18 protein-coding genes are annotated in these 21,361 nt (G+C 65.9%); 8 read left to right on the top strand and 10 right to left on the bottom strand.

Features of this window, described 5'->3' with window-relative positions:
• Nucleotides 1-33: 33 nt before the first annotated feature.
• The 3 genes from WC729_RS24675 to WC729_RS24665 all read left to right on the top strand — a co-directional run bounded on the left by WC729_RS24675 (nucleotide 34) and on the right by WC729_RS24665 (nucleotide 2,848).
• Entirely contained in the window at nucleotides 34-1,212 is a 1,179-nt protein-coding gene (locus WC729_RS24675) for an acetyl-CoA C-acyltransferase (RefSeq protein ID WP_372857105.1), read from the top strand.
• A 38-nt stretch (nucleotides 1,213-1,250) separates the two neighbouring features.
• Complete coding sequence (locus tag WC729_RS24670) at nucleotides 1,251-1,823, top strand: DUF805 domain-containing protein (RefSeq protein WP_372857104.1); 573 nt, start codon at nucleotides 1,251-1,253, stop codon at nucleotides 1,821-1,823.
• A 71-nt stretch (nucleotides 1,824-1,894) separates the two neighbouring features.
• Nucleotides 1,895-2,848 (top strand): glucokinase, encoded by a 954-nt coding sequence (locus WC729_RS24665; RefSeq protein WP_372857103.1) that lies wholly within the window; start codon nucleotides 1,895-1,897, stop codon nucleotides 2,846-2,848.
• A gap of 6 nt (nucleotides 2,849-2,854) precedes the next feature.
• Here the strand turns inward: WC729_RS24665 and WC729_RS24660 are convergent, their stop codons facing one another.
• Both WC729_RS24660 and WC729_RS24655 read right to left on the bottom strand, forming a co-directional pair.
• On the bottom strand, nucleotides 2,855-3,013 hold the full coding sequence (locus WC729_RS24660; protein ID WP_372857102.1) for a hypothetical protein: 159 nt from the start codon (nucleotides 3,011-3,013) through the stop codon (nucleotides 2,855-2,857).
• Between the two features lie 91 nt (nucleotides 3,014-3,104).
• The gene (locus WC729_RS24655; RefSeq protein WP_372857101.1) at nucleotides 3,105-4,334 is read right to left on the bottom strand and encodes a polyhydroxyalkanoate depolymerase; all 1,230 of its coding nucleotides are present in this window, start codon (nucleotides 4,332-4,334) and stop codon (nucleotides 3,105-3,107) included.
• Nucleotides 4,335-4,500: 166 nt separating this feature from the next.
• Between WC729_RS24655 and WC729_RS24650 the strand changes: the two genes are divergently transcribed.
• Together WC729_RS24650 and WC729_RS24645 are read left to right on the top strand one after the other, a co-directional pair.
• The gene (locus WC729_RS24650) at nucleotides 4,501-6,303 is read left to right on the top strand and encodes an ABC transporter transmembrane domain-containing protein (protein WP_372857100.1); all 1,803 of its coding nucleotides are present in this window, start codon (nucleotides 4,501-4,503) and stop codon (nucleotides 6,301-6,303) included.
• A gap of 1 nt (nucleotide 6,304) precedes the next feature.
• Nucleotides 6,305-7,744, top strand: coding sequence for an FAD/NAD(P)-binding protein (locus tag WC729_RS24645; protein ID WP_372857099.1), 1,440 nt, complete (start codon nucleotides 6,305-6,307; stop codon nucleotides 7,742-7,744).
• 293 nt (nucleotides 7,745-8,037) lie between these two features.
• Here WC729_RS24645 and WC729_RS24640 read toward each other — a convergent pair whose 3' ends face one another.
• Nucleotides 8,038-8,490, bottom strand: coding sequence for a MarR family winged helix-turn-helix transcriptional regulator (locus WC729_RS24640; RefSeq protein WP_372857098.1), 453 nt, complete (start codon nucleotides 8,488-8,490; stop codon nucleotides 8,038-8,040).
• Between the two features lie 59 nt (nucleotides 8,491-8,549).
• On the opposite strand from WC729_RS24640, the gene WC729_RS24635 reads away from it, so the two are divergent.
• The 3 genes from WC729_RS24635 to WC729_RS24625 all read left to right on the top strand — a co-directional run bounded on the left by WC729_RS24635 (nucleotide 8,550) and on the right by WC729_RS24625 (nucleotide 11,120).
• A complete protein-coding gene (locus WC729_RS24635) occupies nucleotides 8,550-9,221 on the top strand; it encodes a glutathione S-transferase family protein (RefSeq protein WP_372857097.1) in 672 nt (223 codons plus the stop codon).
• A 28-nt stretch (nucleotides 9,222-9,249) separates the two neighbouring features.
• Nucleotides 9,250-9,780: a dihydrofolate reductase family protein gene (locus WC729_RS24630; RefSeq protein WP_372857096.1), complete on the top strand. Its 531-nt coding sequence runs from the start codon at nucleotides 9,250-9,252 to the stop codon at nucleotides 9,778-9,780.
• A 176-nt stretch (nucleotides 9,781-9,956) separates the two neighbouring features.
• Nucleotides 9,957-11,120 (top strand): trans-acting enoyl reductase family protein, encoded by a 1,164-nt coding sequence (locus WC729_RS24625; RefSeq protein ID WP_372857095.1) that lies wholly within the window; start codon nucleotides 9,957-9,959, stop codon nucleotides 11,118-11,120.
• 139 nt (nucleotides 11,121-11,259) lie between these two features.
• Here WC729_RS24625 and WC729_RS24620 read toward each other — a convergent pair whose 3' ends face one another.
• From WC729_RS24620 to WC729_RS24590, 7 genes are all read right to left on the bottom strand, one after another.
• Nucleotides 11,260-11,574 carry a hypothetical protein gene (locus WC729_RS24620; protein WP_372857094.1) on the bottom strand — a complete coding sequence of 105 codons (315 nt, stop codon included), beginning with the start codon at nucleotides 11,572-11,574 and terminating at the stop codon, nucleotides 11,260-11,262.
• Nucleotides 11,575-11,615: 41 nt separating this feature from the next.
• Nucleotides 11,616-11,918: a hypothetical protein gene (locus tag WC729_RS24615; RefSeq protein WP_372857093.1), complete on the bottom strand. Its 303-nt coding sequence runs from the start codon at nucleotides 11,916-11,918 to the stop codon at nucleotides 11,616-11,618.
• Nucleotides 11,915-14,131 (bottom strand): ribonuclease R family protein, encoded by a 2,217-nt coding sequence (locus tag WC729_RS24610; RefSeq protein ID WP_372857092.1) that lies wholly within the window; start codon nucleotides 14,129-14,131, stop codon nucleotides 11,915-11,917. The genes WC729_RS24615 and WC729_RS24610 overlap by 4 nt, the downstream gene beginning before the upstream one ends.
• A 17-nt stretch (nucleotides 14,132-14,148) precedes the next feature.
• Complete coding sequence (locus WC729_RS24605) at nucleotides 14,149-15,465, bottom strand: spinster family MFS transporter (RefSeq protein WP_372857091.1); 1,317 nt, start codon at nucleotides 15,463-15,465, stop codon at nucleotides 14,149-14,151.
• A gap of 78 nt (nucleotides 15,466-15,543) precedes the next feature.
• Nucleotides 15,544-18,525, bottom strand: a complete 2,982-nt coding sequence (locus WC729_RS24600; RefSeq protein WP_372857090.1) for a TonB-dependent receptor domain-containing protein — start codon at nucleotides 18,523-18,525, stop codon at nucleotides 15,544-15,546.
• A gap of 260 nt (nucleotides 18,526-18,785) precedes the next feature.
• The gene (locus WC729_RS24595) at nucleotides 18,786-19,853 is read right to left on the bottom strand and encodes an acyl-CoA dehydrogenase family protein (RefSeq protein ID WP_372857089.1); all 1,068 of its coding nucleotides are present in this window, start codon (nucleotides 19,851-19,853) and stop codon (nucleotides 18,786-18,788) included.
• A gap of 143 nt (nucleotides 19,854-19,996) precedes the next feature.
• A complete protein-coding gene (locus WC729_RS24590; protein ID WP_372857088.1) occupies nucleotides 19,997-21,214 on the bottom strand; it encodes an acyl-CoA dehydrogenase family protein in 1,218 nt (405 codons plus the stop codon).
• Nucleotides 21,215-21,361 lie beyond the last annotated feature (147 nt).

The following is a 21,361-nucleotide window of genomic DNA, read 5'->3' as shown; positions in this document are numbered from 1 at the left end:
GGGAAGGGGCTTAAGACAAGAAGGATCCCAACCATGCGTTCCGCCGTCATCATCTCGACCGCCCGCACCCCGATCGGCCGCGCTTATCGCGGCGCGTTCAACAACACCCCCTCGCCCACTCTCGCCAGCCATTCGATCAGGGCAGCGGTCGAGCGCGCCGGGATCGATCCGGCGGAGGTCGACGACGTGGTGTTCGGCTGCGCACTGCAGCAAGGCCATCAGGCGGGCAACATCGCCCGCACCTCGCTGCTGCGCGCCGGCCTGCCGGTCAGCGTCGCGGGTCAGTCGATCGACCGCCAATGCTCGTCGGGCCTGATGGCGATCGCGACGGCCGCGAAGCAGATCATCATCGACCAGATGGACATCACCATCGGCGGCGGCGTGGAGAGCATCAGCCTGGTCCAGACGCCCAAGATGAACGTCGCGCCCGATCCTGAGCTCGTCGCGATGCACAAGGACATCTACATGCCGATGCTCGGCACCGCCGAGGTCGTCGCCAAGCGCTACGGCATCAGCCGCGAGGTGATGGACGACTATGCGCTCCAGTCGCAGCAGCGCACCGCCGCCGCCCAGGCCGCCGGCTATTACGACAAGGAGATCGTGCCGGTCACCGCGACCATGGCGGTGGTCAACAAGGAGACCAAGGAGGTCACCTACAAGGAAGTGACGCTCGCCAAGGACGAGGGCAACCGCGCCGACACCACGATCGAGGGCCTGCGCGCGCTCCAGCCGGTGATGGGTCCGGGCATGACGATCACCGCCGGCAACGCCAGCCAGCTCTCGGACGGGTCGTCGTCCTCGGTGCTGATGGAAGAGAAGCTCGCCGAGAAGCGCGGGCTCCAACCGCTCGGTCGCTATGTCGGCATCGCCGTCGGCGGCACCGAGCCCGACGAAATGGGCATCGGCCCGGTCGTCGCCATCCCCAAGCTGCTCCAGCGCTTCAATCTCAAGATGGACGATATCGGCCTGTGGGAGTTGAACGAGGCCTTCGCGGTGCAGGTGCTCTATTGCCGCGACAAGCTCGGCATTCCCAACGAGCTGCTCAACGTTTCGGGCGGCGCGATCTCGATCGGCCATCCGTACGGCATGACCGGCGCGCGCGCGACCGGCCACGCCCTGATCGAGGGCAAGCGCCGCGGCGCCAAATATGTCGTCGTAACGATGTGCATCGGCGGCGGCATGGGCGCGGCCGGGCTGTTCGAGGTCCTGTGACTTGACCGGGAGGGTGCCGGGCGGCACCCTCCTGCTTCATGGACGATCGGTACATCGACAATCGGGTGTCGCCGCGGCTCGCGTTTCGCGCGGTGGCGCATTCCTTCCGGTTCCACGGGCGCTCGACCCGATCCGAAGTCGTCTCCTTCTGGTTCTTCGGAATGCTTGCCAATTTCGTGGTCAATTGGCTGGCCCCGACATTGCGCGAGACATCGCCGCTGAGTGCGATTGGCGTGCTCGATCTGCTCTGGTCGACCCTTCTGTTTTGGCCCTTCATCCCGTTGCTGGTGCGACGCCTGCATGATCAGGGTCGCCCATGGCGCTGGGCGCTACTATGGGGCGTGCCCATCTTTTCATCCGTGATCCTGCTCCTGTTGCCCGAAAGCAGCGATGGTCACGGCCCATCGATATCCTTTCTCAGCTTTCATCGATGGCTCGCCTGGACCCCTGTGACGACGCCCCTGCTGGTCGGATCGGTGATCGCCATATTGGCGATATTCGTCCTGTACTTCCTCCCCGAAACCCCGGGCGAGAACCGCTACGGACCGGATCCGCGCGTGGCGCCGGCCAATGAAAACCGCCATTTTGGCGGCGAATTAGCATCTAGGTAAGCACCCATCCCTATGGTACCGCTCACATGTTCGACCCTCCTGCATAGGCGGGCGACTTCAGAGGGTGGACGATGACAGGCGACGAAATTGGGTTGGTGGCCGATATCGGCCGCCAGTCAGTAAGATTTGCGCTGACCGGCGGAGCCGCGGGCATCGTGCCGCGCGACGTCCGCAGCTATCACACCGCCGAACATGCCACCTTCACCAGCGCTTTGCTCGCCTATCTTTCCGAGGTCGGCCAACGCGACGCGGTGCTGCCCAGCGTGCTCGCCGTGGCAGGCGCGGCGCGCGGCGACCTGATCAACCTCACCGGCAGCCGCTGGTATATCTCGCTCTCGGGTGTCGAGGCCGTGCTGCGGTCGCGCCCCCGCGCGCTCAACGAATGCGCCGCCACCGCGCTGGCGCTGACCACGCTCAACCAGAGCGCTTTCACGCCCGTCGGCGCCCAGTCTACCCGGCTGGTCCAGCCCGGCGGCAATTATATCGTGGTCAGTATCGGTACCGGCTTGGGTGTCGCGGCGCTGGTCACCGGATCGAACGGCAAGCTTCAGCCAATCGCGAGCGAGGCGGGTCACATGACCTTCTCTCCGGGCAGCCCGGACGAGGCAAAGTTCGCCGACTATATCCGCACGCGGGGCGCGACCAGCGCCGAGGCCCTGCTCAGCGCCGGTGGGCTGGTCTCGGCCTATGCCGCACTGGCCGACGGCAAGACGATCGGCAGCCCCGAGGAAGTGACTCGTTCCGCCGGCCGCGATCCGGTGTCGACCGCGGTAGCAAGGATGGTCGCCGGCTATCTGGGCTCGTTCATCGGCGATCTGGTCCTCACCTTTGGCGCCTGGGAGGGCGTGTACCTGACCGGCCCGATCCCGCGTGCGTTGCAGGCGCATTTGAACGATGCCCGCTTCCGCAGTCGCCTCGAGGCAAAGGACGCCTTTCGCCGGCAATTGGGCGAAGTGCCGGTCGCGATCGTCAACCGGTCCGACCTGGAACTGATGGGCGCCGCTGCAGCGCTACATAACGACTAGCAGCGATCAGCGATGATGGTCGTGGTCGCCATCGCCGCCATGATCACCACCGTGGCGGCCGTGATGCCGGTCGCTCGCATTGCCGGGATGGCCGTAACGGCATCCGGAGACGGTCAGCCCGGCCAGTGCCAGAGCCGCGGCAAGCGCCATCTTGTTGCTACGCATCGATTCTCTCCTGAGTGATGCGCGTCAACGGATGGTGGTGGGCGGCTGTTCCAGCCGGCCCGGGACGGTCCTATTCAGGACCGCGGCCTGATCAGGCGTTGGTCTTCATCCACTCTTCGAGCTCCGGCGCGATCTGGTTGCGCCATTTGCTGCCGTTGAAGATGCCGTAATGGCCGGCATCTGCCACGACGTACTTCTTCTTCGCTTCGGGAAGCTTGGTCGCCAGCTTCAGCGCCGCCTTGGTCTGCCCCAGGCCGGAGATGTCGTCGCGCTGCCCCTCGATCGCGAGGATGCCGATATCGGTGATCGCCGCCGGATCGACCAGCCGGCCACGATGAGTCATCGTGCCCTTGGGCAAGGAATGGTCCTGGAACACCACGTCGATCGTCTGGAGGTAGAATTCGGCGGTCATGTCGCAGACCGAGCGATATTCCTCGTAGAAATCCTTGGTCTGGTTCGCGCTGTCGTCGTCGCCCTGCACCAGGTGTTTGAACATCTCGTAATGCGACATCATGTGGTTGCCGAGGTTCATCGTCATGAACCCGCTGAGCTGCAGGAAGCCGGGATAGACCCGCCGTCCCGCGCCCGGATAGGTCGCCGGGATGGTCGCGATGACATTGTTCTCGAACCAGCTGTGCGGCCGTTCGGTCGCCAGCGTGTTGACCGCGGTCGGCGCCTCGCGCGTGTCGATCGGGCCGCCCATCATGGTCAGCGTCTTCGGCCGCGACGGATTCTTGTCCGCGCTCATCAGGCAGACGGCGGCGTAGCAGGGTACCGAAGGCTGGCAGACCGCGAGCATGTGCGAGCCCCCCTCTTTTTCATTGGGCCCGACATGCTCCATGAACTCGATCAGGTAATCGATATAATCGTCGAGATCGAAGCTGCCGTCGCTCAGCGGCACCAGCTTCGCGTCGCGCCAGTCAGTGATGTAGACGTCCGCCACCGGGAGCATCCGCTCGACCGTACCGCGCAGCAGCGTGGCGTAATGGCCCGACATCGGCGCGACGATCAGCAGCTTCGGGCCACCCTTCACGCCTTCGCGCTTGAAATGCTTGAGCTGGCCGAACGGCTTGCGCAGCACGATCTCCTCGACGACGCTGACATCCTTGCCGTCGATCTCGGTACGATCGAGCCCGAAATCCGGCTTGCCGCGCGGCGCCGCCGCATGGGCGAACACTTCCAGCGCCGAGCTGATGATCGACCCGCCGCCGAAATAGGCGAAGGGATTGGCCGGATTCGACAGCATTCCTGCACCGAAATTGGCCATCGCGCTGGCACCCGCCAGCATCGATTTCTGCATTTCATAAGCGTTATAGAGCATTGCGTACCCAATATCGGAAAACACGGTCGTAGGTCAGGACATAGGTGTGCAGCGCAGCATACGCAATCGAAACGGACGTTCTATCCGGGGACGTGCCCCAAGCCGGGTTGCACGCTCCCATTTCACGGGCATTGCGGGAAGTCAGGACAAGCCCTAGTCCCCCGGCATGGCTGAGCCCGTCCCCGCTTCACCCGTCGTTTCCGAGGCGAAACCCGCCCAGTCGCGGCGTCAGCTCGGCAATCTCAGGATGGTGTGGCAGCACGCCTCGCGTTATCCGCGCCAGATCGCCACCGCGTTGCTGGCCCTGCTCGTCACCTCGGCCGCGACGATCGCAATCCCTTACGGCTTCAAGAAGGTGATCGATCGCGGCTTCGGCCCCGGGGCGGACGGATCGGTCGCCACTTCCTTCCACTATCTGCTGATGATCGTGGTGGTGCTCGCGCTCGCGACGGCGGTGCGCTTCTACTACGTCTCCTGGCTCGGCGAGCGAGTCGTCGCCGATATCCGCGTCGCGGTGCAGCGGCATCTGCTCACCCTCGCGCCGCGCTTCTTCGAAGAGAATCGCCCGTCGGAAATCTCCTCGCGGCTGACCTCGGACACGACGCTGATCGAGCAGGTCGTCGGCACTACCGTCTCGGTCGCGCTCCGCAACAGCTTCACCGGCGTCGGCGGCATGATCTATCTCTTCGCCCTCTCGCCCAAGCTCGCCGGCATGCTGATGCTGGGCATCCCGGTCATCATCCTGCCGATCGCGCTGCTGGGGCGCCGCGTGCGCAATTTCTCGCGCACCAGCCAGGACCGTGTCGCCGATGTCGGATCGATCGCGTCCGAGACACTGGGCGCGATGAAGGTCGTCCAGGCGTTCGGCCAGGAAGACCGCGAGGCCGCCCGCTTCGCCGCCGCCGTCAACGCCACCTTCACCGCCGCCAAGCGCCGCATCATCCTGCGCGCGTTCATGACGGCGATCGTCATCGGGTTGATCTTCGGATCGATCACCCTGGTGCTGTGGGAAGGCGCAGTCGATGTCGCCGCCGGCCGGATCAGCGGCGGATCGATCGCGGCATTCGTGCTGACCGGTGGCCTGGTCGCCGGCGCGTTCGGCGCGCTGACCGAAGTATATGGCGACCTGCTGCGCGGTGCGGGCGCCGCCGGCCGCCTCGCCGAGCTGCTCGACGAAGTCCCCGAGATCCGCGCGCCGGCCAACCCGATCGCCTTGCCGGAGACGTCACGCGGCGCGATCGAGTTCGACAATGTCACCTTCCGCTATCCGACCAGGCCCGAAGTCGCTGCGCTGCACGAATTTTCGCTGGCGATCACGCCCGGCGAGACCGTCGCCGTGGTTGGCCCCTCGGGCGCCGGCAAGACCACGCTGTTCCAGCTGATCCAGCGCTTCTACGATCCCGATGCCGGTCGCGTCCTGCTCGACGGCGTGCCGCTGCCCGCTGCCGACCCGGCCGATATCCGCCGCCATATCGCCATGGTGCCGCAGGAGACGGTGATCTTCGGCGCCTCGGCGCGCGACAATCTGCGCTATGGCAAATGGCAGGCAAGCGACGACGAGCTCTGGGCTGCCGCCGAGATCGCCAATGCCGCCGAATTCCTGCGCAAGCTGCCTCAGGGCCTCGACACCTTCATGGGCGAAGGCGGTGCGCGCCTGTCGGGTGGCCAGCGCCAGCGTGTGGCGATCGCCCGCGCCGTCCTGCGCGATGCGCCGATCCTGCTGCTCGACGAGGCGACCAGCGCGCTCGACGCCGAGAGCGAGCGACTGGTGCAGGAGGCGCTCGAACGATTGATGCAGGATCGTACCACGCTCGTCATCGCCCACCGCCTCGCCACCGTCCGCGCCGCCGGGCGGATCATCGTGATGAGCGACGGGCAGATCGTCGAAAGCGGCACGCATGGCTCGCTGATCGGCCAGAACGGCCTGTATGCGCGGCTTGCCAGCCTGCAGTTCAGCGAGGCAGCGTAGCTTGAGCAGAGCCAAGGTCCACACCGTCGCGGTCATCGGCGGCGGCATGAGCGGTACGCTGTTCGGCCTGAAACTGGCCGCGGCGCGCCCCGATTTCCACGTGATCGTGATCGAGGCGACGCGTCGCATCGGCCGCGGCCTGGCGTACGGCGCCTGCACGCCGCAGCATTTGCTCAACGTGCCGATCAGCCGGATGGAAGTCGGGCTGAAACCCGGTTTCGCCGACTGGCTCCAGGCCAACCCGAACGCCCGGGAGGCACTCTCGACCGGGCTTGAGGAAAGCGGCGGCGACCTGCACGGCGTGTTCGTGCCGCGCGCATTGTTCGGCGCCTATCTCGAGGAACGGCTGGAAGCGGCGCTGGTCACGGGCAACGGCCCCAGCCTGTCGCTGATCCGCGGCGAGGCGGTACGCGTGCTTGCTCGCCCCGACCGCACGATCCGGCTGAGCGACGGCCGCGAGATCCCGGTCGATGCGGTGGTGCTCGCCACCGGCAACCTCGCCCCGCGTGCGCCGGGCGGGCCGGATCAATGGTTCTACGACAGCCCCGGCTTCGTGCCCGATCCCTGGGCACCCGATGCGTTCGACGGCCTTCAGCCCGACGATCCCCTGCTGCTGCTCGGCACCGGCCTGACCACGGTCGATATCGTGCTGAAGCTCACGGCAGCGGGCCATCGCGGCCCGATCCTCGCTACCTCGCGGCGCGGTCTGTTGCCGCAGGTGCATGCAGGCGGCGGCGCATGGCCGGCGTTCCTCGAGGCCGCCCTGCCTGCCTCGCCGCGCCGGCTGATGCGCCTGATCCGCGAACAGGTCGCGACCGCCGAGACGCGCGGCATCCCGTGGCAGCGCGTGTTCGACGCCGCCCGTCCTGCCATCCCGGCGGTGTGGAGCAGCTGGTCGACGCGCGAGAAGCGCCAGTTCCTCCGGCATCTCCGCACCCGCTGGGACGTTCATCGCCACCGCATGGCGCAGCGCATCCATGACGCGCTCCACGCCGAGACCGGGCGCGGTCGGCTGGAGATCCTGCCAGCGCGCCTGCGCGGCTATCAGCTAGCGGGTGACAAGGTCGAGGTCGCTCTCGCCCCGCGCCATGGCGGCGAGCGCCGTTTCGCGGCTGCCCGGGTGGTCAACTGCACCGGGCCGCGCCGCGACGCCGGCGCGATCGCCATTCCGCTGCTCGCCGACCTGCGCGATCAGGGTCTCGCCCTGCCGGATGACCTCGGCCTGGGTCTCGAAACCAACAATTGCGCGCTGCTCGACACGGATCGCCGCACCTCGACCTGGCTGTTCGCGCTCGGCGCGCTCACCTGCCCGCAATGGTGGGAGATCACCGCGGTTCCGGAGATCGCGGTGCAGGTCGACCGGCTGGTCGGGCAACTCGCCAATCCCGAGGCCGCACATCTCAGCGCGGGCGATTTCCTCGACCTCGGGGCGGGTATCTAGCCGTCCATCCCGTTTGCAGCTGTTCCGACAATAGGAAAGAGCGAGCCGGCTCAAGTCCGGTAAGGATGGCATGCCAGATTCCGTGGCACCGTTGAATCAACGCCGACGGCAAGGCTGCGGGACGAGCGGCGGGAGATATGGGACACCAGCTTGTCCCATATCTCCCGCCGACACCTTCGGGTGTCACACATAATATCGTTTTATATCAAATTCTTAATTGGAAGACTGACTCACGCGCAGCGCCAATCGCGGGACGCGCGGCCGGTTATTTCCAACAAGTGTCCCATGAAACGTCAGAGCAGCGCGCCGAGGCCCGTGCGCAGCGCCTCGCCGCTGGCGGCACGCGTCACCAGGTCTCTGTCGATCTCGCCATGGACGCTGCTCCACACGGGCATGGCCTCCGCCAGCACCTGCTTTCCCGCCGCCGTGAGCACCAACCGCTTGATGCGCCGGTCCGACGAGTCCGATTCCACGAGCACCAGGCCATCGCGCTGTAACGGCTTGAGATTGGCGGTCAGACTGGTGCGATCCATCGCCAGCAGGTCGGCGACCGGACCGAGTGACGGCGGCCTGGGCCGGTTGAGCGCATTCAGCAGCGAGAACTGGCCGCTGGTGATGCCGAAGACTCGGAAGGCTTCGTCGAACCGTCGCGACAGGGCCCGCGCTGCGCGCTGGGTGGCCAGGCACAGGCAATGATCGCGCACGAAATGCGTCTGGTCGAAAGGAACGAGACCGGGTTTTGACATGGGTAATTTATGTTGATATCAACTGATTCTGTCAAGCGCTCACTAAGAGGATGTGCCGCGTGCCGATCGATCCCAATGCCACCATCGAGATTACAAGTTTCGCCTGGGTGCCGGAGCTCGCGCGCGGCTTCGTCCGGGACTTGCGGCCGCGCTGGGCATGCGAGGAGGCCGGTCTTGGCTATGCCGAGCGGCTGATCGGCTTCGAAACGGCCAAGGGCGAGGATTATCGCCGCGAGCAGCCCTTCGGCCAGGTGCCGGCCTATCGCGACGACGAAGTGCAGATGTTCGAAAGCGGCGCGATGGTGCTGCGCATCGCCGAGCGTTCCGACAAGCTGATGCCGGAAGGCGCGGCAGGCCGCTCGCGCGTACTCACCTGGGTCACCGCCGCGCTCAACAGCGTGGAGCCGTTCGTGTTCGATCTGGTCGATATCGACACGTTCAATCCGGACGCCGAATGGGGCAAACTCCGACGGCCGCAGGTGATCGACAACCTGCGCGGGCGGTTGGCAGGCGTATCAGGCTGGCTGGGCGAAAAGGAGTATCTCGAAGGCGACTTCAGCGCGGCCGATATCATCATGACGACGGTGCTGCGCGAGGTTTCGGACGATGCGCTGCTCGCCGAATTCCCCAACCTGATCGCCTATCGCGATCGGTGCATGAGCCGCCCCGCCTTCGAGCGGGCGCTGAACGCGCAATTGGCATCCTTCGCGCCCGAGCCTGTGCCTGCGTGAGAGCGGCACGAGATGGAGATTTTACAGCATGGCCAAGCTCGTCTTTGGAATGAACCAGTCTCTGGACGGCTATGTCGACCATATGGGGTTCGCGCCGGGGCCCATACTCTTCCGCCACTTCATCGAGGAGGCTCAGGGGCAGGCGGGCAGCATCTATGGTCGCAACTTGTATGAGATCATGCGGTACTGGGATGACGATCATCCTGAATGGGATGCGGCGAGACATGCCTTCGCCGCGGCGTGGCGGAACCAGCCGAAATGGGTCGTCTCGCGCTCGTTGAAATCGGTCGGCCCCAACGCCGAGCTTGTTGGGGCTGATCTCGAGGGCGCGATCCGCAAGCTGAAGGCCGAGCGCGACGGGGAGATCGAAGTTGCCGGCCCGCACCTGGCGCGAAGCCTCACCGACCTTGGCCTGATCGATGAGTATCGCATCTACCTGCACCCCGTCGTACTTGGTCACGGCACGCCCTATTTCGCCGGCCCCCGGCCGCCGCTCCGCCTGGTGACCAATGATCGGATGGGCGAGGACGTGATCAGGCTGACCTACGTTCCCGCTTGATCCCGCGACTCGCCGGATGGAAATCGCCGACGCGTCAGATCCGCTTTGAGTCGATTCACCGCATGTCGATAGCGCGTCATGCCGGGCTTGTTCCGGCATCCGCTGTGCCCCACACTCCGATATTGCTTCGGACAGGGGCCCCCGGAACATGTCCGGGGTGACGAGAGGAGAGCGAGATGCGCGACTTCGACATCATTGTGTACGGTGCCACCGGCTTCACCGGGCGCCTGGTCGCGGAATATCTGGTCCAGACCTATACCGGCCCGGATCGTCCGCGCTGGGCGATGGCCGGTCGGTCGCTCTCGAAGCTGCAGGAGGTGCGCGACGAGATCGGCGCGCCTGCCGACACGCCGCTGCTCACCGCCAATTCCGACGATCCCGCCACGCTCAAGGCATTGTGCGAGCGCACGACGGTGATGCTCACCACGGTCGGCCCGTACCAGCTTTACGGCAGCGACCTGGTCGCCGCCTGTGCCGAGACGGGCACCGCTTATGTGGATCTGTGCGGCGAGCCGGCCTGGATGCGCCACATGATCGACGCGCATCACGAGACCGCGCAGCGCACCGGCGCGCGCATCGTCTTTTCCTGCGGGTTCGATTCGATCCCGTTCGATCTCGGCGTGCTGACCTTGCAGAATGCGGCGAAGCTGAAACACGGCAAGCCCGCCCCCCGCGTGAAATGCCGGGTGCGCAAGATGCAGGGCGGCTTTTCCGGCGGCACCGCGGCGAGCCTCAAGGCGACGCTGGCCGCGGCGGCGCGCGACCCGTCGATCCTCGGGCTGCTGACCAACCCCTTCTCGCTGACCCCCGGCTTTCAGGGGCCGAGCCAGCCGCGCGGGCTGCTGCCCGATTATGACAAGACGATCGAGGCCTGGGTCGCGCCGTTCATCATGGCGCCGATCAACACCAAGAATGTCCATCGCACCAATTTCCTCCTCGGCGAGGCCTATGGCGCCGACTTCGTCTATGACGAGATGATGGTCGCAGGGCTCGGCGACATCGGCAGGGCGGCGGCCGAAGCGATCGCGAAGATCAATCCGCTCGCCAGCGACAAGGGCCCCAAGCCCGGCGAAGGCCCGTCGAAGGAGGAACGCGAGAATGGCTACTATGATGTGCTGTTCATCGGCGAGATGCCCGACGGCACGCGCATCGACTCCGTCGTTACCGGTGATCGCGACCCGGGATACGGATCGACCAGCAAGATGATCGCGGAGACGGCCTTGTGCCTGGTGCAGGACGTGGCGGGTGAAGGCGGGATCTGGACGCCGGGTGCGCTGCTCGGCGAGGTACTGGTCAAGCGGCTCGAAGCGAAGGCGGGGCTCACCTTCCGGGCGGGGTGATTCGCCACCAAATCCAACCCGTCATGCCGGACTTGTTCCGGCATCCATCGCTCCGCAAAAGCCGGCTGCGGTGCATGCGGGACGATGGACCCCGGAACAAGTCCGGGGTGACGAGGTGTTTTGGTCGAGTGTCCGAACCCTAGCCCAGCAGCCCGATCCCTACGCCCGCCGCCAGCGCCGCGGCAAGCCCGGCCAGCGCCATGCCGATCTTTTTCCGACGGCCCCGCTGATAGGCATCAAGCTTCGGTACATCGAGATAATATGTGCCGTTCTTCGCGGGCGCGAGCACACCGTTCTCGCGCAGCCGGTCGAAGAATTTCTCCTCCATGCGCCGTGCCGGGGTGAAGCTCACGGCATTGTCCGGCGACACCGCGTTCTTCGACATGAAGTGCGAGATGACCTTGCGCCGCGCCCGTGCCGCTGCCGCCGCCACGCCTGCCGTTGCCCCGCCCATGCCCCGTCTCCAATGACTTGCACGGCGATCATGCCACGGCTTCACCTGCTATAGAAGAGCGTCGCGACGGCCGCGATGACCACCGAGACCAGGATCGCGATCGGCACCCAGCGCCGGCTGAACGCCTCCCGGTCGAGATGATAGGCGACCAGATCGAACCACCAGCGCCCGGGCGCGACTTCGCGCAGCGCGCCGATCCGGCGGAAGCGGTCGAACCACCAGCGCTCGACCCGATCCTTCGGCACGAAGGCGATCGCATCCTCGGGCGAGAGCGCATGATGCGCGAGGAAATGCCCCGCCACCGGCCCGCGCACGCGCCGGGCGGCCGCGGGAAGCTCCCTCATTTTTTGCGGCCCTGGTGGCGGATGTTCGCCGGGCGCCCGCGCCGCTTGATCACGCGGTGAGGCTTCGCGTCGCGCTCGGGCCGGGCGCCCTTCCCGTCCACCATCTCGAAGCGCAGCGCGCCCGACACGGGATTGGCTTCGGCCAGCCGGAGCTGCAGCCGCTGGCCGCTGGCATATTCAGTGCCCGTCTCGTCGCCGATCAGGCGCCGCCCCGCCTCCTCATAGCGGAAATATTCGCCGCCGATGTCGCGCACCGGCATCAGCCCGTCGCCGCCAATGCCCTCGACCGTCGCGAAGAAGCCGAAATTGGCGACGCCGGTGATCCGCACGTCGAGCACCTGCCCGACCCGCTCGGCCAGGAAGGCAGCGACATAGCGGTCGATCGTGTCGCGTTCCGCCTCCATCGCGCGGCGTTCGAGCATCGAGATGCTCTCGCCGATCTTCTCCATCGAGGCCGCCTCGCCCTCGGTCAGGCCGCCCGGACCGAGCTTGTATGCGCTGACCAGCGAGCGGTGAACGATCAGATCGGCGTAACGCCGGATCGGCGAGGTGAAATGCGCGTAACTGCCGAGCGCGAGCCCGAAATGACCGTGATTTTCCGGGCCGTAATAAGCCTGGGTCTGGGTGCGCAGCACCTGCTCCATAATCTGCGGGCGGAAATCGACCTCGCCGATCTTGTCGAGGATGTGGTTGAAGGTCGCCGGGCGCACCACCTGGCCCAGCGCGAACTCGACGCCGAAAGTCTTCAGATACTCCTTGAGCGCGACCAGCTTCTCGCGGCTCGGCGGCTCATGGTCGCGGTACATGACCGGCGCATTTTTCACCTCCAGCGCCTTGGCCGCCGCGACATTGGCGGCGATCATGTAATCCTCGATCAGCTTGTGCGCATCGAGCCGCTCGCGCGGCGCGACCGACAGGATGCGGCCCTTCTCGTCGAGGACCACGCGGCGTTCGGGCAGGTCGAGGTCGAGCGGTTCCCGCTTTGCGCGGGCCTTGTTGAGCGCCTTCCAGCAGGCCCAGAGCGGTTTCAGCGCAGTGTCGGTCAGCGGATGCTCGATTGTGCCGTCGATCGCCGCTTGCGCATCTTCATAGGCAATGTTCGCCGCGATCCGCACAATGGCACGCGTGAAGCGCCAGCTTTTCAGCGTCCCGTCCTTCGCGATCCGCAGATGGCACGCCAGCGCCCCGCGATCGACACCCTGCTTCAGCGAGCACATGTCGGCGGACAATTCCTCGGGCAGCATCGGCACGACGCGGTCGGGGAAATAGACGCTGTTGCCGCGCCGCCGCGCTTCGCGGTCGAGCTCGGATCCGGGGCGGACATAGAAGCTGACATCGGCGATCGCGACGATCGCCTTCCATCCACCCTCGTTCGCGGGATCGTCGTCGGGCGCGGCCCAGACGGCGTCGTCATGGTCGCGCGCGTCGGCCGGGTCGATCGCGACGATCGGCAGATCGCGCAGGTCCTCGCGTCCATCCCCAAGCGGGGTCTGCGCGACCCGCGCGGCTTCCTCGATCGTCTCCGGCGTGAAGACATTGGGGATGCTCAGCTTGTGGATCGCGATCAGCGAGAAGCTGCGCGGCGCGAAGGGATCGCCGAGGCGTTCGGTCACCCGCACCGTGATCCGCGGCGGGCGCCCGGCCTTTTCGGCCAGCACCAGGTCGCCCGGCTCGGCACCGCCGGCGTCGGACACCAGAAATTCGCGCCGTTCCTTCTTCTCGACGCCCTGCAGCCAGAGCTTGCCGCCCTCCTGATGCAGCACGCCGAGTACCAGTTCCTCGCCGCGCGCGAGCTGTTTCATCGGATGGGCGATCCAGCCATTGCCGGCTTCCTCGGTCCGCGCCAGCACCCGGTCGCCAATGGCCAAGGCGCCATGCTTGCGCTCGCGCACCCTCAGGCGCGGCGCGGGCGCATCGGACTCCCAGCGCTCGGGCACGGCCCATACATTGCCGCCGTCATCGACGTCGGCGATGCGCAGCACAGTCACCTTGGGCAGGCCGCCCAATTTATGGAAAGCGCGGCCGGGGGCGCTGTCGATCAGCCCCTCGTCGGCCATGTCCTTGAGCAGGGCCTTGAGGCCGATCTTCTCCTGCGCGGTCAGGCCGAAGGCGCGCGCGATCTCGCGCTTGCCGGCGGGGGTATCCGACGAGGCGATGAAGTCGAGGATCTGCTCGCGGGTTGGAAGGCCGGGCGAACGCTTTGGTTTGGGCATCGACGGGAGATAGGGGTTTACGCTCCCGCCGTCACCTGCCCGCGCTGCTTCAGGATCACGCCGGCCCGCCAATAGTGGAAGATCGCCCAGGGCGTCGCCACCGCGAAGACGAACATCGCCCAGCGCAGCGATTCCTCGCCGTACGTCGGGCGCAGCATGTCGCTGATCCGCCCGACCAGCGTCGGCCCAAGCCCGAGCCCGATCAGATTGATCACCAGCAGGGTGATCGCCGCCCAGAGCGCGCGCAGCCGCATCGGGGCGAGCCCCTGCAGCAGCGCGAAGGTCGGGCCGAGATAGCTCGACGCGAACAGCAGCGCGAGGAAATAGGCCGCGATCGCGACATTGGCGTCGTGGAGGAAATAGAAGATCAGGCTGAACGGCAGCGCGATCGTCTTCAGGATGCCGACCATCCAGCTTTGCCAGTGCAGCCCGCGCTTCTTCGCCAGCCGGTCGGCCAGAATGCCGCCGACGACGCCGGAGACGGTCGCGAAGATCGCGCCGACCGGGGCGATCACCCAGGAGATAGTCAGCAGTGAGACGTCGAAGGAGCGCAGGATGAAGCTTGGCCCCCATTGGGCATGGCCATAGCCGATCATCGAGGTCAGCGTGACCGCGGCGACCAGATGCCGCGCCGCCCGGTCCTGCCAGATCGAGGTGAAGCCCGCGCCCAGGCTCGGGATCGCCTCGCGTTCCTGCTCGGCTGTGGTGCGCCCGTCGGAGAGGCCGCGGCGCGGCTCGATCACGAACAGCCAGACGATCGCCGCGAGCAGCAACCCGGGCAGGCCGACCACGAACATCGCCGCGCGCCAGCCATAGAAATGGCCGATCGTCCCGCCGATGATCGTGCCGAACGCCGCGCCGAGCACCACGCCGAGCGAATAGATCGCCATCGCGCTCGCCCGCTCGTGCGGCGCGTAGAGATCGGCGATCATCGAATGGCTGGGCGGGCTCGACCCGGCCTCACCCACGCCGACGCCGATCCGCGCGAGCAGCAACTGCAGGAAGTTGGTGGCGAGGCCGCACACCGCCGTCATCGCGCTCCATAATGCCAGCGACAGCACGATGATCTTCTTGCGGCTGGTCCGGTCCGCCAGTCGGGCCACCGGAATGCCCAGCCCGGCATAGAAGATCGCGAAGGCCAGGCCCGACAATAGGCCGAGCTGCGTGTCGGTCAGCAGCAGGTCCTTGCGGATCAGCTCGAGCAGAATCGCAAGGATCTGCCGGTCCATATAGCTGAAGAAATAGACGAAGGTCAGCAGCGCCAGGGTCAGCCGGCGGCGGCGGAGCGCCAGCGCATCGGCGGTTTCTGGCGCATTTTCCGGGGAGAAAGCCATGGGGATACTCGGGTTACAGGGCAAAAAACGGCCCGCCGTCCAAGGGAGAAGCGGCGGGCCAGAGGGTGTCGAAGAAGATCAGAACTTCTTCGACAGGCCGACCTTGTAATTGCGGCCCAGCGGGCTGCCGGTGAACGGGTCGTAATTGTAATCGAGTCGCGCGAAGGAAGGATCGCGGTCGAAGATGTTCATCACCGTCAGGCTGAGCGTCGTGTCCCAGGGCAGGCGCGCGCGCAGGCTGAAATCGGCAGTGAAATAGGATTTGATGTCGGCGCCCTGCATCAGGATCGGCGCACCGGCGATATCGGCACGCGGCGCGAACGGCCCCGAATTGGTGTCGGCGCGCTGGTCGCGATATTTGTCGATATAGGTCCCGGTCAGCCGCGCATCGAAGATGCCCGCGCCGAGATCGATATAGGCCTGGCCCTTCCATTTCGGCACCGGATAGGCGGTGGTCTGGAAGTTGAGCTTGCCCGCCGCGTCGAACGCCTTTTGCACGACGACGCCTTCGACGACCTGGTCCTCGCTCTTGTACTCGATCGTGTAGGTCGCAGTCACGCCGGCGCCGAAGCGCGCCGCGCCGATATCGGTACGATAATTGGCCGCGAAATCGAGCCCGCTGTTCTTGATGCCCGAACCGTTGATGATCTGGGTGCGCAGCCGCGAGATGTTGGCGATGGCGCAGGTGCCCGCGCCCGCCACGCCGTTGCCGTCGTTGAACTGGAACCGCTTGCGCAGATTGGCAAAGGCCGGGTCGGTACAGTTCGCGGCATTGGCGAACAGCGTGTTGACGATGCCGGCGACCGGCTCGAACAGGATCGAGTCCTTCAGCTTGTAGTTGAAATAGTCGACGCTGGCGGTGAACCCGCCAAAGTTGAGCAGCACGCCACCCGAGATGTTGCGCGAGGATTCCGGCGTGAGCGCCGCGTTGCCGAACACGTCGACCGGGCGGAAGCTGGTGCCGATCAGCTGGAGCGAGGTGACCGATCCGGCATTGAGATTCTCGTTGCGCGGGCCGCGGAACGTGGTGCCGATGCCGCCGCGGAAGGCGAGCCACGGTGTCGCCTGCAACCGGACGCGTGCCTGCGGATCGAAGGTCGACCCCACACCGCCGCCATAATCCTCATAGCGCGCGGCAAGCTGCACGTTGAGGATGTCGAAGACCGGAATCTGGAGCTCGCCATAGGTCGCGATCACGTCGCCCGAGGCACTTGCGTTCGAGTTGGTGCCGAGGAAAGCCAAGGCGCCGGTCGCCGGCGGGTTGACCCCAGGTGTGGTCTGGTTGGGCCGGCAGGCGCCGACATTGCCGTTGAGCGGCGATTCGCGGCATGGGTTGACCGCCAGATTGTTGTTGTTGCCGTAGTTCACCTTGTAGGTGTCGCGGCGATATTGCGCGCCGATGCCGAACTGCACGTCGCCGCCCGGCAAGGTCAGCCCCGTCCTGCCGCTGATGCTCGCCTCGCCGACGAACAGCGAGGTGTCGGTCTGGCTGAACGATTTGACGAAGAACCATCGCGCCAGCTCGGCGTTGTTGGCAACGGTGGCGGTGTAAGCTGGGTTGGTCGCACCGGTGGCCAGATTGCTCTGCACGGCATTGCCGAACGGATTGAGCCACAGACAGCCATTTGCGCCAGGCGTCGTGCCGGTGCAGTTCGCGCCGCCAAGCCCGCGCAGGGCGAGTTGGACGCGGTCGCCGAACGAGTCATAGCCGTCGATGTACCGGTAATAATGGTGATAGGTCGCGTTGATATTGAAATCGAGGCTGTCGCTCAGCTTGCCCGACAGGGTCGCGGTGAAGCGTTCCGATTCCGATTTGCGCATGCCGATCGATGCGCCGGGATCGTTGCTGTCGGGGTCGGAGAACATCGGGTTGCCGCCGGTCAGGAACGGCCGGTAGAGCAGGGTCGGGAACAGCACGCCGATGCCCGCCGGGATCTGGGTCGGGTTCTGCAATTTATATTGGACCAGGCCCGGATTATTGGCCGGAACGAAGAAGCCGCTCTGGGTAATACCCGCCGCTGACGAGGGCGCCTGGGTCAGCAGATAGGAAGGCGAGGTGCGGTAGTGCGGCACCGTCGACCGGCCGAACAGGGCGCTCACCTCGAGCTCGATATCCGGGGCGACATCAACCCCTACCTCGACATAGGCTTGGCCGCGCCGCTCGGTGTCGACCAGTGCGTCATAGGGGCTGTATTGGGTGGCGCAGCGGTTCTGTGCGGTGATGACACCGCCGAGCGCGACGCAGCTGAGGTCGGGCATGGGGTTGGTGATCGCGGCGCCCGTCGGGCCCAGCGCGACGAAGGTCGCGGGGTTGCCGCCGCCGGTCCAGCCGCCTTCCGGATTGGTCGCGAACGGCAGGGTCGCGAAATCGCGTTCCCGTGCGAGCAGTTCGCCGCGCGACTGGAAGCCCGCCGCGAGCAACACGCGGAAGCCGTTGCCCTGATGGCCGAAGCTCGCGGAGATATCGTAATCGCCGACGCTGTCGTTGACGAACTTGTAGCTGCCGGCGACGAGGAAGCCCTTCTGGTCGGTCTTGGTGAGGAAGTTCACCACGCCCGCCACCGCGTCCGATCCATAGGTCGCCGCGGCGCCGTCCTTCAGCACCTCGATCCGGCCGATCGCCGCCTGCGGGATCATGTTGATGTCGATCGAGGGAATGCCGTTGCCGGCCGCGACCAGGCGCTTGTTGTTGAGCAGTACCAGGGTGCGCTGCGGGCCGAGGCCGCGAAGGTTGACCGTGGCGATGCCCTCGGCGCCCTGCGAGCGGCTGTCGAACTGGTTGGAATCGCCGAGCACGCCGTTCGAGGTCGGCAATGCCTTCAGCATCTCGACCGCGGACGGGCTGCCCTGTTTGAGAAGCTCTTCGGAGGAGATCACGTCGACCGGCAGCGCCGCGTCTTCGGGCGTGCCTTTGATCAACGATCCGGTGACGACGATGTCGGGCGTGGTCTGGCCGGCATCGTCCTGGTCGGCAACCGTGCTTTGGGCGAAGGCCGGCGTCGCAAGGCCGAGCGCGAGGGCCGAAACGGCGCACGCCGATAAATACTGCTTCCTGAGCATCTCTCTCTCCCCTTAAGCCGGGATGCTCCATGATCCCGTACCGTAAACTCGAATTGATAGAGAGATTGACGTTACGTCAAGTAAAAGACGCGTTTCGAAACGGTACCCGTTTCTGTGTGTTGCCGTTCTGCACCAGCCACAAGGAGCCGGAACGGCCAGAACCCATATTCGAATTGGCTATATCTCCCCTGCCGCGGCACACATGAAAACAGGCGCCGCCCGGTTGGGCGACGCCTGTCATGCAGGGCTGGGGGTGAGGGTCAGTAGCCGTTGAGTCGGGCGAAGCGCTCGCGGTGATAGGCGGCATTGCCCCACATCGTCTCCAGCACGCGGGCGCGCTTGATATAGAAGCCGGCATCATGCTCGTCGGTCATGCCGATGCCGCCGTGGAGCTGGATCAGCTCGCGGCTGACCAGATTGAGCGTGTCGCCCGCCACCGCCTTGGCCAGGCTCACTGCCTGGTCGACGTCCGAACGGTTCGCGTCGATCGCCTCCAGCGCACCCTCCACCGCGGAGCGCATCAGCTCGAGTTCGGTGAACATCTTCGCCATGCGATGCTGCAGCGCCTGGAAGGTCGAGAGCTGCTGGCCGAACTGCACGCGCGTCTTGAGATAGTCGTTGGTGGTCGCAAAGGCCTGCTCCGCCATGCCGAGCATTTCGGCGCAGAGCGCGGCGGTGGCACGGTCGATCACCTTCGCGGTCAGATCGGTCCCGCCAAGCTTCTCCGCGGCAGCGCCGTCGAAGGTCACCTGGGCATGGCTGCGCGAATCCGCCATATGCCGCGTTGACCGCGAGACTCCGGGGCCGTCCGGGACAAGATACAGTCCATCAGCCGCCGCAACGACGAACAGGCCGGCGCTGTCGCCCTCCGCGACGAACTGTTTGGTGCCGCTGATCTTGCCGCCCGAGACGCTCGTCGTGATCTTTGCTGGATTATGGACTGGTCCTTCGTCGACCGCGAGCGTTGCGACGACCTCGCCGGCCGCAATCTTCGGCAGCCACTCAGCCTTGGCCGTATCCGATCCGCCCAGCACGATCGCGGTCGCCGCGGCTGCGGTCGAGGCCAAAGGAGAGGCAGCGAGATTGCGCCCGAGCTGCTCAAGCACCAGCCCGAGCGAGAGATAGCCGAATTCCGATCCGCCAAAGGCCTCGGGCACGACGATCCCCGCCCAGCCCATCTGGCCCATCTCGGCCCAGGCGGCGGCATCATAGCCCTCAGCCGGCGCGGCATCGCGCATCTTGCGAAAGGCACCGACGGGGGACTCATTGTCCGCCCATTCGCGCGCCATGTCGCGCAGCATCGTCTGTTCGTCGTTGAGTACGGCCATCATCCTGCCCCTTGAAACTACTTCCGTCATGCCGGACTTGTTCCGGCATCCATCGATCCGCCTGCGCTGCCGCCAGAACCTCCAGCCCATCGTTCGCGGTACGATGGACCCCGGAACCAGTCCGGGGTGACGGCAATCATCGGTTATTGGTGGTCGAGCATCCCGAGGATGCGCTTGGCGATCACGTTGTTCTGGATCTCGGTCGACCCACCATAGATCGACACTGCCTTGCCCCAGAGCCAGGTGCGGGTCTGGCTCAGCTCGGCTTCGGTAAAGCCCTCGCCGTCCCAGCCGAGCCCGTTCATGCCCATGATCTCGATCGACAGCTCGGCGCGGTCCTGGGTGATGCGCGCGCCGACATTCTTCATGATCGACGTCGCGGCGGACGGCCCCTGGTTCGATTTCGCTTCGAGCGCGGCGCGGCGCAGGGTCAGCGCGAAGGCGCGGCTGTCCATCTCGTGGCGCACGATGCGCATGCGCAGGTCGCTATCGTCGACCCGGCCCTGCTCGTCAGTCCCGCGATATTGCTTGGCGAGCGCCCCCATCGACGTGCCGCCGAACAGCCGGCTGAGCGAGCCGCCGCCCGACAAATTCTGCCGTTCGTGCTGGAGCAGCCGCTTGCCGATGGTCCAGCCTTCGCCCTCGCGGCCGACGAGATTCCCCTTGGGCACCTTCACATCCGTGAAGAAGGTCTCGCAGAAGGGCGACGCGCCGGAGATCATCTTGATCGGCTTCACCTCGACACCCGGCGAGGTCATGTCGATCAGCAGAAAGCTGATGCCTTCATGCTTTTTCGATTTGTCGGTCCGCACCAGCGCAAAGCATTTGTCGGCCCATTGGCCGCCCGAGGTCCAGGTCTTCTGACCGTTGACGAGATAATGATCGCCCTTGTCTTCGGCGAACATCTGCAAGCTCGCCAGGTCCGATCCAGCCCCCGGCTCCGAATAGCCCTGGCACCACCGCACCTCGCCCTTGGCGATCGCCGGGATATGCTCCAGCTTCTGCTCCTCACTGCCATATTCGAGCAGGGTCGGGCCGAACATCATGATGCCCATGCCGCCGATCGGGTTCCAGGCGCCGATCCGCGCCATTTCCTCGCCCAGCACGCGCGCCTGAGCGCGGTCGAGTCCGCCGCCGCCATAGGCCGCGGGCCAAGTCGGCACGCCCCAGCCCTTCTCGCCGAACGCCTTTTTCCAGGCCGCCTCTTCATCCGAAAGCGCACTCGGCCCCTCGACCGTCGCCATCGGGTTTTCCTTGCCCTTCAGCGAGGGCGGGAAATGCGCCTCGAGCCATGCGCGCGTTTCCTGACGGAACGCGTCGATCGGGGTGACGGCGACGTCGGCTTCGGCGGCGCTGGCCATATATGCTCTCCTTCGACAACCGAATCTGAATTTCGGGTATGGTCGAGCATGTGGCACAGATCGAAAGGCAAGCAAAGCGCGTAACGCCGCCCATACCGCCGAACGCGCTGCGCCGCGCACGGCCCCTGCGGGCCGGCGCGGTCGCAC

This window comes from Sphingomonas sp. (genome assembly GCF_041661825.1).
Taxonomy (GTDB): Bacteria; Pseudomonadota; Alphaproteobacteria; order Sphingomonadales; family Sphingomonadaceae; genus Sphingomonas.
Note: the sequence above shows the minus strand (reverse complement) of the source record. Positions and strands in the feature narration are given on the sequence as shown.